This is a genomic window from Zooshikella ganghwensis DSM 15267 (genome assembly GCF_000428585.1).
In the GTDB taxonomy this organism is placed as follows: Bacteria; Pseudomonadota; Gammaproteobacteria; order Pseudomonadales; family Zooshikellaceae; genus Zooshikella; species Zooshikella ganghwensis.
Genome location: NZ_AUAF01000125.1, coordinates 1 through 13,660, shown reverse-complemented (window position 1 = coordinate 13,660; position 13,660 = coordinate 1). Strand labels below are relative to the sequence as shown.

Sequence of the window (13,660 nt, the reverse complement as noted above, 5' to 3'; positions counted from 1 at the left end):
AATGCCCGGCTATACCAACGGCTAAAACGTTTTTCACTCATATCACTGTAACGGTTCATATTTCTATAGGTTGCCTTGCCTTGAAATACGATTAATGTCGTCAACAATGCGGCTATAAATGTGCGTTGAGGTTTATTAACGTTGGACATTGAGCGTAAAACCGTTTTTACTATGCTTTCCAAAGATAGATTCCTGTGACAATACGACGTTGATAACCGCATTCTCGCAGTTTCTATCTTTGGTACAACCTACGACTCTCAGCCAAAAAGTGTCCACAGTATTGTTATATATACGCAATCTTTAGTGCTTACTCTATCTAGGTATACCCTTCACGAATCATTGTTATAGTGAAACAATGCCAGCGAGTCAGGAATAAACTACCAGCTTTTGTTTCAGTGATTGATGGGTCGTCATGGATATTTAGCAGAGTAGGTAAGCACTAAATACTTCGCTCTGGGTATTGATTAATAGACCCAAGGGATTAGGCACTTGACATTCTTCTTATACTCTAACCAGTCATTGCCATAACGCTTTTCTGCCATCTCTTCACTTTTAGGAATCGCATCACTTAGATATTGCATTAAGTTAGCTAGTGGTGCGACCACTCCCCACCAGTTGCCAGCCAACAAACCAAAGCTGACGAAAATTAAAAAGTCACCAAAGTAGTTTGGATGACGTGAATAGCGCCAGAATCCAATATTAATGATCTTGCCTTTATTACTAGGATTCTGTTTGAATTTTCGCTTCTGATAGTCACTGCCAAAGTGCCAGATGCTACCAATGATATAAACGATAATTGCTGTATATTCCAGGTAGGTGAAAGGTCCATGCATATCAGCTGCCCAGTAGAAGGGTAAGCAGTAGATCCAGCCAAAAACATTAACAAGTACGATGGAAAGTAACGCAAACTGCTTGGGTGGAACAATTTCATTTAATTTAGCAGCAGCCGTATTTTCATACCAAACAGTTAATACGATATTCATTCGTATCAGGTAAATAATAACAAAGCTCATAATTAAAGCTTTGTGAGCTAAGTCACCTTGGCCAAAGTAGCAGTATACCAGTGACACTGGAAGTAGGGTATTAAATCCCCAAATAAAGGCCATATGCATGTCTTTTGATTTGCTTGCACTTATAAAAACGCAAACAGATAAAGCAGCGATGACCACTGCTTGGGTGATCCACAGTTCCATTCGTGGCTCCTTTTCCTTAAATGATTACCTTTCTAGTAAAACAAAAGCTCTTAGTTAAAAAGAGGTGTGCTTTATCGTATACAGCTATCTGCTGACAGGGGTTTGACTAACAAGTTAGTTATACCCTTCGTTATAGGTATAATTATGATGTCAGCATGAGGTGAGTTAGCAGTATACGCATTGTTACAGCCATAAAAATACAATCTCACAATAACACTACACTCTTTTTTATAACAAATAAAACAGTTTTTATTGATATAATTGATGTCATTTTATATACATAAAAACGTAATAAAAGAATTAAAGATATACTTTATACAGGGTAAAAAATAATGCGTAGCTTTGACGAATAAAAGTTAACAGACCCTAGCCAGGTTGGCCATCTGCTCTGGGTTTAATAAGCATAGGTCCAAATACGATGGCAAAAAGTGTGAAGCTAATCATCCAAAATATTCCTGCGAGCAGGAATAGTGACTGTAACTGAGTAGGAAATAGAATGACACCAACAGTGCGGATAAAAACTGCGGCGATTAATGAAACAAAAGCAGGCCAAAAACAAGGGCCTTGATAAATATCGCGACCAGTATGTCCCATAGATACTCGTGGAATCATGGCGAGTATCATGCCACCCAATCCACCGATAGCGAAAATGTGGAGCATGGTATGCTGAATCCAGGGGTTATGAGTCAGTCCACTTATTAGCAAGCCTGAAGGAATACATAAATAAAACAGGTGGAGAGACCATAGCAGTGGCTCTTTAAAGGTACGGTAGCCTAACCATCTTATCATACGAATTAGTTGAGATAAGCCAGCGATTAATAGAAGTGACTTGTAAAAGAGTTGGTTTAAATTAGGAAAGAAACATAATACAAGGAGACAAAGCAGTGACAAGTTGGCAATTAATTCTAGCCACAGAATAGGCTGAGGTTTATCACAGTTAAGTTTTCGTGCAGTAAAGAAAGGTACGACACGACCAGCCATAATCGATATAAGTAAAATAAACCACCATAAAACAGCCTGCCATATAGCAAGCACTGGAATATCCCAGATCCTCAGTACACTAGCATAACTGGCAAGATTTGCCAGTATGGCAATAAACAGCATGGGTAAAAAAAGTAGATTTTGCCAACGTTTGGCATTAACGACACGATACCCAACTTCCCAACAGGCAAAGGCAATAAACAGCGTTTCCAGTACAGCCACTACCCATAAGGGAACAGGCAGCCAAAATAAAAGACGAGGTATTAACCAAAGAGTAATGATTAATAAAAGCCTTTTTTCTTTGGTTCCTTGAATTCCTGTCCAGTTTTGAACAGCAGTGAGTAAAAAACCGACAACAATGGCCATTGCAAAACCAAAAAACATTTCATGGGCATGCCACCATAAAGCAGGTGCAGTTAACCAGGTTGGCTGGCCATATCGAAAGGACCAAAGCCAAATACCTAGAGCTATAACCGCATACAGTGCGCCAAACAGAAAAAAAGGCCGAAAACCTAATCGAATAAGTGGGTGAATACGAGCTTCGTATTGGCGGTCAATAATATTAATCATGGAACCCTTAATACTTGATCTTGATATTTACAGTTAAGCTCGTGTAGTCAATTATTATGCCAATAGTTTGTTGGGGGTAAACGAAAAAATGAAGCTGGATAAAACCAGGTGAAATGCCGTATAGCCCATTTATTATAAATGCAGTGTTGGCTTTTGATTCGATTGTTTGTTGTAATTAATACAACAGTTGAATGCCTTAACGACAAAAGTCACTTTTCTTATGCAAAATGCTCTTGCCCAAGCGCTGCTGCAAATCGCGCTAGATCTCAATATACATCTCCCTGAGGGACACCATTATCAGCGGTTGATTCATGCGCTTAATGAAGTATTACCTTGTGATGCCAGTGTGCTATTTATTCTTGATGAACAAGGACTATTGCATCCCGTTGCTACAGATGGACTCACAGAAGATGTGCTGGGACGCCGCTTTTCCCCTGCTGCACACCCTCGGTTAAAAGCCATAATGGAAAGCCGTAAACCAGTTCGTTTTACTGCAAACTGTGGGCTACCTGACCCTTTTGATGGCTTATTTAAAAAAGACCCAGACTGCACTGCAGAAGTTCATGCTTGTATGGGCTGTTCCTTGTATGTAGAAGAAAAGCAGGTTGGCATTATCACGCTTGATGCGATTGATGTAGGGGCTTTTGATCAAGTGGAGGATGTTACAGTAGAAACATTTGCGGCATTAGCCGCCGCAACTATTCGCAATGTCAGGCTAATGTATGCATTAAAAAAGGCGAATTTACATCAGCAGAGTGTTAACAAACTCTTGATTGAAGAAGCACGGAATAAAGGTGGGGAGCTTGTAGGTATAAGCCCTCAAATACAGCGCCTTAGAGATAATATCCAACTTGTCGCCCAGTCAAATTTTGTAGTGCTTATACAGGGTGAAACAGGCGCAGGTAAAGAACTTGTGGCTCATGCAGTACATGCAGGCTCAACGCGAGCGGATAAACCGATGGTTTATGTTAACTGTGCAGCGTTGCCAGAGTCGATTGCTGAAAGCGAGTTGTTTGGTCATGTGAAAGGTGCTTTTACGGGAGCTGCAAGTCATCGTGCAGGGAAGTTTGAGCTGGCAGATGGTGGCACAATTTTTCTGGATGAAGTGGGTGAATTGCCTTTATCACTACAAGCCAAACTGTTGCGTGTTATTCAGCAGGGGGAAGTGCAAAGGGTTGGAGCTGATCAGAATCGTTTAGTTGATGTACGAGTAATCGCTGCCACGAACCGTCAACTTGAGCAGGAAGTGATGGAAGGCCGCTTTCGATCCGATTTATTTCACCGCTTACATGTCTTCCCAATTTGGGTGCCGAGTCTTCGGGAGCGGGATGGTGATATTCCTGTATTAGCGGGTTATATTCTCGATAAGGTGCGGCAACAATTTAAGCTTGATCGTCTTCATATTCATCCTCAAGCACTTAATCGTTTAGAGGACTATAGCTGGCCAGGTAACGTTCGGGAGCTTGAGCATACTTTAATGCGTGCAGGTTTGAGGGTGATTCAGCGAGGCCAGGCATTAATCATGGTTAAAGATTTGGGGCTTGAGTTGAACGGTGGGCATGATGATGAACAAGTAACGGTGAGTTTGCCTGCCAGCTCAGTTGCTATGCGTGATGCGGTTGAGGATTACCAACGGGCTTTAATTAGACATGCTTTAGAAAAGACTAATGGGGTTTGGAATCAAGCAGCTGCTTTTCTACAAATGGATCGAGGGAATTTTCATAAGCTGGGCAAAAAACTTGGATTAAAGTAAAGCTAACGGTTGTATTAATGACAGCATCTTTGTTGTGATAATGACAACGTATCTATTGTTAATAATACATCAGCTATGGTTTTGATTTTGACTGCATTTACTTAAAACACTGTTTTATACAGACTTTATTTTTTTATGGTTTAAAATACGGTTGGCACAACTTCTGCTAAAGCTGTTGGTTAATATTATTGATTGATCACTAGCTTAATCAGGAGCTTGAAATGTTTTGTATCCAATGCGAACAAACCATTCAAACACCCGTCAGTAAGGGTTGTTCATTTGCCCAGGGCATGTGTGGAAAAACAGCAGAGGTTTCTGACCTGCAAGATGTTCTAGTCTATTGCTTGCAGGGTGTATCATACTGGGCTGAATTGGCGCGAGGCTTGGGTATTATTAAACCTGACATTGATGCCTGGGTGCCAAAAGCATTTTTTTCAACGCTGACGAATGTCAACTTTGACCCTATCCGAATAGTACAGTATGCACTGCAGGCTCAGACATTCAGACACGAGTTACAAACCCTCGTTGCTGCACAAGGAAAGTCTATTGCCAATTTGCCTTTGGTAGCCACTTTTGCATTGCCTCTTTCAACAAATGATCCCGAACAGCTTGCTGCAGAAATAGCAGCTTTAGCACCTGAAGTTGCAGTAAACCGTGGGCAGGGTGATGTCAGTGATGATGTGATTGGACTTCGGCTGTTGTGTTTATATGGATTGAAGGGCGCAGCTGCTTATATGGAACATGCGCGGGTTTTAGGACAGACGGATCAGGATGTTGCGGGCGCATTTCACTCTATTTTTGCATGGCTAGGTAGTGATCCCATCGACCAGAACGCTTTATTTGAAGCCGCAATGCGAATAGGTCGTCTTAACTACAAAATTATGGCATTACTCGATCACGGTGAAACAGAAACCTATGGCCACCCAGAGCCAACACAAGTTAACGTCAAGCCTGTACAAGGTAAGTGTATTCTTGTATCTGGCCACGACCTTTGTGATTTGGAACTGATTCTTCAGCAAACAGAAGGGACTGGTATTAACGTTTATACTCACGGTGAAATGTTACCAGCTCATGCCTACCCCGAGCTAAAAAAATATGCTCACTTAGTTGGTAATTACGGAAGTGCCTGGCAAAATCAGCAGCAGGAGTTTGCTCATTTTCCTGGTGCAATAGTGATGACATCGAACTGTTTATTAAATCCAAATGTTGGACAATATGCAGGACGTATCTTTACTCGGAGTATTGTTGGTTGGCCAGGTGTAAAACATATTGAAGAAGAAAATTTTGCTGAAGTAATTACTTGTGCGCAAGCGCAGCCAGGTTTTACCAGTACCGAAATTGAGCAGCGTATAACCATTGGCTTTGGACGTAATGCTTTAATGACAGCAGCGTCAGCAGTCATTGATCAAGTAAAAGCAGGCAATATACGACACTTTTTCCTAGTGGGTGGGTGTGATGGCAGTCGTGCTGAGCGTAGTTATTTTAAAGATTTTGCAACCCAAACACCGGAAGATACACTGGTTCTAACACTTGCCTGTGGTAAATATCGTTTCAATAAAGAGCCTTTTGGTGACATAAATGGTATACCACGGTTGTTGGATATTGGTCAGTGTAATGATGCCTATTCAGCAATACAGTTGGCATTAGCATTAGCTGAAGCATTTGAGTGTGATATTAATGAATTACCTTTGACATTAGTATTATCTTGGTTTGAACAAAAGGCCATTGTTATTTTACTTACTTTACTTGCTTTAGGGGTGCGAGGTATTTATACGGGACCAACCGCTCCTGCATTTCTAACAGATAATTTAATTAAAGCTTTGCAGGATAAGTTTGATCTACGCATGATTAGCTCTGTGACGGAAGATATGCAGGCAGTTTTGCAAGAAAGCGCAGCGTAAATGATAAAAATGATCCTAGGGCCTGTTAACACTATTTGAATCACCACTGCCGTAGACTATTTTTCCACCTGGCAAGGCACAAGGAATGCCGTGTAGTCATTCTACATAAGTGACTTGTAACGCTGCTAGGTGGAAAAATAATCACGGCCCGAAGGGTTATGATGGTAAAAGCACTACTCGTTGTTGCTCATTGTTCATTTAGAACCACTAAACTTCACGCTTCGCGCCTAGATTAGTGCTTTTACCCCCATAACAGTGATATTAAAATAGTGTTAACAGGCCCTAATCAAACCCTAAAAATGAAGGTTATAGTTTTGAATTTTTTGATGCGTTCTCCATTAAAAAAGCGTGAGTTGATGTTTTCTCAACTATACTAGGTTAGGGTCTCTTGCCGGTTATTTGGATAAAAGTCATGAGTAATATGTTAGCGTCAGATGATGTATGGCATTCTGATCACTCAACATTAGTTCTAAAAAAACGTTGGCTGGAAACAGAAGATACTGCGAGCTTTTTGTTTGCTGCACAAAATCGAGCACAGTTTGATTTTAAAGCGGGTCAGTTTGTTAATGTAAGTGTAGAGATTAACGGAAAAAAAGAGTATAGAGCGTACTCTATTAGCTCAATACCTGGTGATAAATACCTGCAATTAACTATTAAACGAGTTGTTGGTGGTAAGGTATCAAACTGGCTTATTGATAACTTACAGCCTGGTGATCAGTTAAATACTATTGGTATTGCTGGACAGTTTAATTTAAATGACTGCCAGTATGGTCAGCGTATTTTACTGTTAAGTGCTGGTTGTGGTATTACTCCTGTGATGTCTATGGCGCGTACATTGTTAAGTGCGAATTCAGGCATTGATATTGATTTTTTACATTGTGCTCGGGATCATAATAACATTATTTACCATAATGAAATTAAGGCGCTAGATAAAAAATATAAAAACTTTAGGTGTCAATTTTTATTGGAAAATACACTTGATGAAAATGAGAAAGAACCTGAGCAGCTAATAGGGCGAATCAACAAAGAAAAACTTGATTTACTATGTACAGACTGGCAGCAAAGAACGATATTTCTTTGTGGACCAACAGCTTTTATGGAAGCAGTAAATGCTGTTGCACAACACGCTAATTTTGATATGTCTCACTTCCACCAAGAAAGCTTTATTGCTAATACGTTAACTGAGTTACAGGCGCCTTCAGTCGAAGGTACGACTGAAAAAGATGATGTTTCGGTTGCTCTTCCTTCTTTTAACTATAAAGCAGAAGTAGCACAAGGTTCAACACTGCTTGATGCGTTAGAGCAAGGAGGTATTCCCATTATCGCTGCCTGTCGCCAAGGTATATGTGGTTCGTGCAAATGTAAAGTTACCCAAGGCAAGGTTGACTCATTGCCGGCTGATGTACTTACAGAAGCTGAGCGCAATCAGGGGTGGGTATTGGCTTGTTCGAGCACAGTTGAAGGTGATATTGAGGTTAGTTTATCCTAAAAGGATTAAATTTTTTAATTATAATTTACTACCGTATAAAAGCGATAGTAAATTACAAATGTACAAATAAGTGTTTAGCTTTCATTAAATTAATCTGGCTGCTTTTCCATCATTTTGGCCATGCGCTGTAATGCTGAAATGATTAAACTTTTTTCCCACTCTTCAAGCATATGGAATTGTTGTGTGAAATGCTTTTGTAGCAATGTAGGCGTATTTTCTAAGATCCTCAAGCCATTAGATGTAAGATGGCAATGAACTTTACGTCTGTCCTGTGCAAATCTTTTGCGTATTAATAGATTTTTTTTCTCTAGCCTATCGATAATCGTTGATACAGTAGCCTGGCTTAAACAAATTTCATAGGCTATTTGTTTAATCGTTACTTTTCCTTTCGCTTGGATTGCTTGTAGTAAGATAATTTGTGGCAAGGTTAAACCTGTGGTTTTTACTAACTGGCGAGACTGAAGATGGCTTGCTCTTGTGACTCTACGTAGTGCTACTAAAACCTCATCTATATCGTTCAAATCAAACTTCCTTTCGCTGACTAAAGAAAATAATCCCTTTTTGTAGTGTATTTTTTTAATGAATAATGAGGGCGTCTTGCTTTAATTGAAAAGTTAGCTGCCTCTTAGTGTATTTTGCTCAATTTCTAATAAGTTCATAAAGTCCACGATAATAAGCAAGCCCTTTGAGTGCTTAACGGTACCCTTGATAAAGGGTGACTTGGAAAGATCGTTTTTAACCTCATAGACACGCATCTTGCTTTGATTAAAAGTGACTATTTCATCAACAGCATCCACTGAAACTCCATAGAGATCTGACTGGCTGTCAAAAATGATAATGCATGAATCCACAGATGTTTGGTTTTTATTTAAGTTGAATAGTTTTTGAGCAGATATGATTGAGACAACATTACCACGAATGTTTAGCACACCTTCAACAATATCTGGTGAGCCAGGTACTGGTGTTGGTTTAAGATAAGGCATCACTTCTCTGATACTGTTTACAGAATGCACAAAATACTCGCCATTTAGGTGAAAACATAAGTACTGTTTATCCATAAACTAGTAAGAGATCTAACCTTTTTGTTTAGTTTTTGTGACGTTATAGTAAATATATATTTAGTGTACTATATATATTGCTTGGTGTGAAACATAAAATGAGGCGTGATCTGCCCCTTTATAACTTAATAGTTGATTTGTTGATGAAAATTTGTTTGAATTCCTAGCGTTTAAATATATAGAGTTCAAATAATTAGATATGTATGAATGTGATGATGGTAAAGTAAAGCTTCGGTTACCAAGGCCTAGCGACGGATTTGTTGTTTCCGAACTAATTAGTCAGTGCCCTCCACTTGATACTAACTCTACGTACTGTAACTTGTTGCAGTGCACACATTTTGCGGGGACTTCAGTCGTTGCGGAGTTAAGAGGAAAAATTGTTGGCTTTATATCGGGTTATGTGATCCCAGATAGACCTAATTGCTTATTTATTTGGCAGGTAGCTGTTGCAGAGCAGGCAAGAGGGATTGGTTTAGCGCTGCGCATGTTGAGAGATATACTCGCTAGAAACCAAAATAGTCAGATAGTAACGGTAGAAACCACCATTACAGCATCAAACTTAGCATCTTGGGCTCTTTTTGAGCGCTTAGCACAAGAGCTAAAAGCACCGTTCAATAAGTCCATTTTTTTTGATAGCAGCAAACATTTTGCAGGAAATCATGAGTCAGAACTGTTAATGAAAATAGGCCCATTCAACGCTCAGCATGAAGCCTAAATTATTGAGGTTATATTGAGTTAAAATATACGCATACTAACGGATAGTAAATAAAAAGAATCTACAAACCCCCGCTTTTTAATAATCGTTCCTAGCAGACATTATAAGGATTGAGTGCGTTTTTAACATGCTCGCTGTTTTAGGAATAAAGCTGAATAAAATATATTGGGAGAAATAGCATGAAAATTTTTGATGAAATTGAATCAGAAGTACAGAGCTATGCGCGTTCGTTTCCGCGTATATTTAATAAAGCCAAAGGCGAGTTCCTTTATGATGAAGAAGGGAACAAGTATCTGGACTTTTTAGCAGGTGCTGGAACTTTAAACTATGGTCACAACAATCCTATCTTTAAAGAAGCTTTACTTCAGTATATAAGTAATGATGGTATTACTCATGGACTTGATATGCATACTCGTGCCAAGGGTGAATTTCTTGAAGCGTTTAATGAAATAATATTAAAACCTAGGGGCTATGAATATGTGATGCAATTTACTGGCCCAACAGGTACGAATGCAGTTGAAGCTGCCATAAAACTTGCGAGAAACGTGACTGGACGGGAGACAATAGTTTCATTTACAAATGGGTTTCATGGTGTCACCTTAGGGTCACTAGCACTAACGGGTAACTCTCATCACCGTGGTGCAGCAGGTGTTAGTCTCAACGGAAATATTCGAATGCCTTATGATGGTTATTTAGGTGAAGGCATTGATACAACGGCGTATCTGGATAAAGTTTTATCTGACTCAAGCAGTGGTGTGGATAAACCTGCTGCTGTCATAGTAGAAACAGTACAGGGTGAGGGAGGAATCAATGTAGCCTCGCTGGATTGGTTACGTAATCTTGAAGCCGTATGTCGTAAGCACGATATATTATTGATTGTTGATGATATTCAGACAGGATGTGGTCGAACAGGTAATTATTTTAGTTTTGAAGCCGCAGGAATCAAACCCGATATTGTAACTTTATCGAAATCATTAAGTGGTTATGGCTTGCCCTTTGCCGTTGTTCTATTTAGACCAGAGTTAGATCGTTGGAAACCTGGTGAGCATAATGGCACATTTCGAGGCAATAATCTGGCTTTTGTGACTGCTAAAATTGCAATAGAGCATTATTGGGCAGACCATCATTTTGCTAATGATATTAAGCGAAAAGGTGAGTATATCTCAAAAAGTTTGAGATCAATTGTTGCAAAGTATGGAGAAGGTAATTTTGCACAGTGTGGCCGAGGTATGATGCAGGGAATTAACTGTGTTAATGGTGATTTGGCAAATAAAATCACACGTAAAGCTTTTCATAATGGCTTAATCATTGAAACAAGTGGCGCTGATGATCATGTAGTTAAATTCTTGTGTCCTCTTACAATTACAGATGTCAACTTGAGAAAAGGCATCACTATTGTAGAGCAAGCGATTAAAGAAGTATGTTCTGAGGAAAAAATAATCCCAGGTCTGGTAAACTATTTTGAGCCTCAAAAACTAGCAAGTTAATAATTTAAGCTTAAGTTAAGTATATAAAATATTATTAAGCTTTTAATTTATTAATGATAAAAATTAATATCTTTTATATTACCTGATCGAATGAACTTTGATCGAAATTGGTTGGCAAATAAATATCAAATAAGTTGGTGATTAAGTGATAGTAAGAACATTGGAAGAAAGTGAAGAGTGTGGGCGTAAGATCATTTCACCAGATGGAAATTGGGACAGTACTCGGCTTTTATTGAAAGATGATAATATGGGATTTTCTTTCCATATAACAACAATTTATGAAGGTGCTGACTTCCAAATGCACTATAAAAATCACTTGGAATCTGTTTATTGTATTTCTGGTAACGGAGAGGTTGAAACATTAGCAGATGGAAAAAAATACCCGATAAAGCCAGGAACTATTTATATCCTAGATAAGCATGATAAACATATTCTTCGTGCATTTTCAGAGATGAAAATGGCCTGTGTATTCAACCCTCCTTTGAATGGCAAAGAAGTCCATAATAAAGAAGGTGCTTATGAAGTTGAAGCAGACCCACTGACAGTTGCTTCCTAGGGCCTGTTAACACTATTTGAATATCACTGTTATGACGGTAAAAGCACTAATCTAGGCGCGAAGAGTGAAGTTTAGTTGTTCTAAATGAACAATGAGCAACAACGAGTAGTGCTTTTACCGTCATAACCCTTCGGGCCGTGATGATTTTTCCACCTAGCGGTGTTACAAGTCATTTATGTATACCCAATACAAATGGTTTTTAGGTGCGGCCATCGAGTGACGAAGCCCCATGAGCCTATATTAATAGGTGATTGGGGTGAGGAGTAAAGATAACAAAACCTAGAAATCATTCGTGAAGGGTATATACAGCTTTCGTTATAGCTTGAATATATAATTAATGTATGAGGATTATTTCAAAAGAAGTTTATGAGGATAGTAAATGAAGATGCATAGTGTAGAAAAAATTGGCGGAACATCAATGAATGACTTTTCCGCTATTAGAGATAATGTAATTCTTAAGTCTACACAAAATAATACGCTATACCAGCGTATTTTTGTAGTATCTGCTTACGGTGGAATTACGGACCAACTATTAGAATATAAAAAATCCGGTAAATCAGGGGTTTATGCTTTATTTGCGAATGGTGTTAAAGATGATAGTTGGCTGGATGCGCTGGAAAACTTAAGAAATTACATTTTTTCAATTAATAAAAGTCTGTTTTCTGACGATATTTTATTAGAGAAAGCAAATAAATTTATAGGAAAGCGTTTAAATGATGCTGAGCGTTGTTTGAAAGACCTACAACGGTTATGTCAACACGGTCACTTTGCATTAGATATGCATTTAGCAACAGTCCGAGAGATGCTTGCAAGTATTGGTGAAGCTCATAGCGCCTGGAATATGACTCAATTACTCAAACAGGAAGGTATAAACACATGTTTTGTAGACCTAACAGGCTGGCAATCACCATGTCATATATCTCTAGACGATAGAATTATTCAAGCTTTTAATACAATTGATTTAAGCAAACAATTACCTATTGTAACTGGGTATGCTCATTGTGAAAAAGGTTTAATGTCTTCATTTGACAGAGGATACAGTGAGATTACATTTAGCAGAATTGCCGTGTTGACTGAAGCACAAGAAGCAATTATTCATAAGGAGTTTCATTTAAGTAGTGCTGATCCAAAACTGGTTGGAGAAACTAATGCAGTACCAATTGGACGAACTAATTATGATGTGGCTGATCAGCTAGCCAACTTGGGCATGGAAGCTATTCACCCAAAAGCTGCCAAAGGTTTACGCAAAAACGAAATACCCCTAAGAGTAAAAAATACCTTTGAACCCGATCATGCAGGCACGTTGATTACAGGAAACTATGTAAGTGATAAGCCTTGTGTTGAGATTATTGCTGGTTGTAAAGGTATTTATGCGGTTGAACTTTTTGATCAAAATATGGCAGGTAATATCGATTCTTATGATAAAGAGGTTTTAGCAATACTTCACCGCTTCAAAAGCCACCCGATAGGAAAAGATACCAACGCAAATACAATTACTCATTATATATCCACAAATCTAAAAACTATAAAGCGAATACGCCAAGCATTAGAAGATAAATTCTGTGAAGCACATATTAATCAGCAAAAAGTGGCAATTGTTTCGGTGGTAGGCAGTGATATGCAGGTACCAGGGATGTTAGCTAAGGCAGTCCAGGCTTTGGCAGAACAAAATATTAGTATTTTGGCAGTACATCAAACGATGCGACAGGTTGAAATGAGGTTTATAGTGAGTGAGGATGACTATGAAAAAGCCGTAAAAAATTTGCATCGTTGTCTTGTAGAGGTTCATGACCACGGACAAGCAATTTGCCTAGCATCTTAACCGACCCTGTAAATATTTCTGTGTATCCGCCCAGTTTTAAATATAGGGTCTAAGTCGATCCTCAAACTCAATCATAAATCGATTTAACGCCGCTTTCCAATTTCGAATCGGCATTGTCCACTTTTTTGATGCATC

General features: G+C 38.9%; 12 protein-coding genes. 7 read left to right on the top strand and 5 right to left on the bottom strand.

What is annotated here, in order from left to right; translation table 11 throughout:
• From F607_RS34245 to F607_RS0120145, 3 genes are all read right to left on the bottom strand, one after another.
• Window positions 1-182: hypothetical protein (locus F607_RS34245; protein WP_157365545.1), on the bottom strand; the 182-nt coding region annotated here is incomplete at its 3' end.
• A gap of 282 nt (window positions 183-464) precedes the next feature.
• Entirely contained in the window at window positions 465-1,193 is a 729-nt protein-coding gene (locus F607_RS0120150) for a DUF1295 domain-containing protein (RefSeq protein ID WP_027709532.1), read from the bottom strand.
• A 366-nt stretch (window positions 1,194-1,559) separates the two neighbouring features.
• Window positions 1,560-2,744, bottom strand: a complete 1,185-nt coding sequence (locus F607_RS0120145) for an NnrS family protein (protein ID WP_027709531.1) — start codon at window positions 2,742-2,744, stop codon at window positions 1,560-1,562.
• A gap of 220 nt (window positions 2,745-2,964) precedes the next feature.
• On the opposite strand from F607_RS0120145, the gene norR reads away from it, so the two are divergent.
• The 3 genes from norR (at window position 2,965) to F607_RS0120130 (ending at window position 7,887) form a co-directional block, all read left to right on the top strand.
• Entirely contained in the window at window positions 2,965-4,497 is a 1,533-nt protein-coding gene (norR, locus tag F607_RS0120140) for a nitric oxide reductase transcriptional regulator NorR (RefSeq protein WP_027709530.1), read from the top strand.
• 221 nt (window positions 4,498-4,718) lie between these two features.
• Window positions 4,719-6,398 carry a hydroxylamine reductase gene (gene hcp, locus F607_RS0120135; RefSeq protein ID WP_027709529.1) on the top strand — a complete coding sequence of 560 codons (1,680 nt, stop codon included), beginning with the start codon at window positions 4,719-4,721 and terminating at the stop codon, window positions 6,396-6,398.
• A gap of 412 nt (window positions 6,399-6,810) precedes the next feature.
• Complete coding sequence (locus tag F607_RS0120130; protein ID WP_211233679.1) at window positions 6,811-7,887, top strand: FAD-binding oxidoreductase; 1,077 nt, start codon at window positions 6,811-6,813, stop codon at window positions 7,885-7,887.
• Window positions 7,888-7,976: 89 nt separating this feature from the next.
• Here F607_RS0120130 and F607_RS30720 read toward each other — a convergent pair whose 3' ends face one another.
• Together F607_RS30720 and F607_RS0120120 are read right to left on the bottom strand one after the other, a co-directional pair.
• Window positions 7,977-8,408, bottom strand: coding sequence for a MarR family winged helix-turn-helix transcriptional regulator (locus F607_RS30720; RefSeq protein WP_051311669.1), 432 nt, complete (start codon window positions 8,406-8,408; stop codon window positions 7,977-7,979).
• Between the two features lie 93 nt (window positions 8,409-8,501).
• The gene (locus F607_RS0120120) at window positions 8,502-8,945 is read right to left on the bottom strand and encodes a chemotaxis protein CheW (RefSeq protein ID WP_027709527.1); all 444 of its coding nucleotides are present in this window, start codon (window positions 8,943-8,945) and stop codon (window positions 8,502-8,504) included.
• A gap of 199 nt (window positions 8,946-9,144) precedes the next feature.
• On the opposite strand from F607_RS0120120, the gene ectA reads away from it, so the two are divergent.
• From ectA to F607_RS0120100, 4 genes are all read left to right on the top strand, one after another.
• On the top strand, window positions 9,145-9,660 hold the full coding sequence (gene ectA, locus F607_RS0120115) for a diaminobutyrate acetyltransferase (RefSeq protein WP_027709526.1): 516 nt from the start codon (window positions 9,145-9,147) through the stop codon (window positions 9,658-9,660).
• Window positions 9,661-9,839: 179 nt separating this feature from the next.
• On the top strand, window positions 9,840-11,147 hold the full coding sequence (ectB, locus tag F607_RS0120110) for a diaminobutyrate--2-oxoglutarate transaminase (RefSeq protein ID WP_027709525.1): 1,308 nt from the start codon (window positions 9,840-9,842) through the stop codon (window positions 11,145-11,147).
• 145 nt (window positions 11,148-11,292) lie between these two features.
• Window positions 11,293-11,703 (top strand): ectoine synthase, encoded by a 411-nt coding sequence (locus F607_RS0120105; RefSeq protein ID WP_027709524.1) that lies wholly within the window; start codon window positions 11,293-11,295, stop codon window positions 11,701-11,703.
• Window positions 11,704-12,082: 379 nt separating this feature from the next.
• On the top strand, window positions 12,083-13,525 hold the full coding sequence (locus tag F607_RS0120100) for an aspartate kinase (RefSeq protein ID WP_038291912.1): 1,443 nt from the start codon (window positions 12,083-12,085) through the stop codon (window positions 13,523-13,525).
• The last annotated feature ends 135 nt before the right edge of the window (window positions 13,526-13,660 follow it).

Excerpts from the sequence above, each read along its gene's own strand:
- F607_RS0120150 (WP_027709532.1), bottom strand. The coding sequence starts at position 1,193 with ATGGAACTGTGGATCACCCAAGCAGTGGTCATCGCTGCTTTATCTGTT.
- F607_RS0120145 (WP_027709531.1), bottom strand. The coding sequence starts at position 2,744 with ATGATTAATATTATTGACCGCCAATACGAAGCTCGTATTCACCCACTT.
- norR (WP_027709530.1), top strand. The coding sequence starts at position 2,965 with ATGCAAAATGCTCTTGCCCAAGCGCTGCTGCAAATCGCGCTAGATCTC.
- hcp (WP_027709529.1), top strand. The coding sequence starts at position 4,719 with ATGTTTTGTATCCAATGCGAACAAACCATTCAAACACCCGTCAGTAAG.
- F607_RS0120130 (WP_211233679.1), top strand. The coding sequence starts at position 6,811 with ATGAGTAATATGTTAGCGTCAGATGATGTATGGCATTCTGATCACTCA.
- F607_RS0120120 (WP_027709527.1), bottom strand. The coding sequence starts at position 8,945 with ATGGATAAACAGTACTTATGTTTTCACCTAAATGGCGAGTATTTTGTG.
- ectA (WP_027709526.1), top strand. The coding sequence starts at position 9,145 with ATGTATGAATGTGATGATGGTAAAGTAAAGCTTCGGTTACCAAGGCCT.
- ectB (WP_027709525.1), top strand. The coding sequence starts at position 9,840 with ATGAAAATTTTTGATGAAATTGAATCAGAAGTACAGAGCTATGCGCGT.
- F607_RS0120100 (WP_038291912.1), top strand. The coding sequence starts at position 12,083 with ATGAAGATGCATAGTGTAGAAAAAATTGGCGGAACATCAATGAATGAC.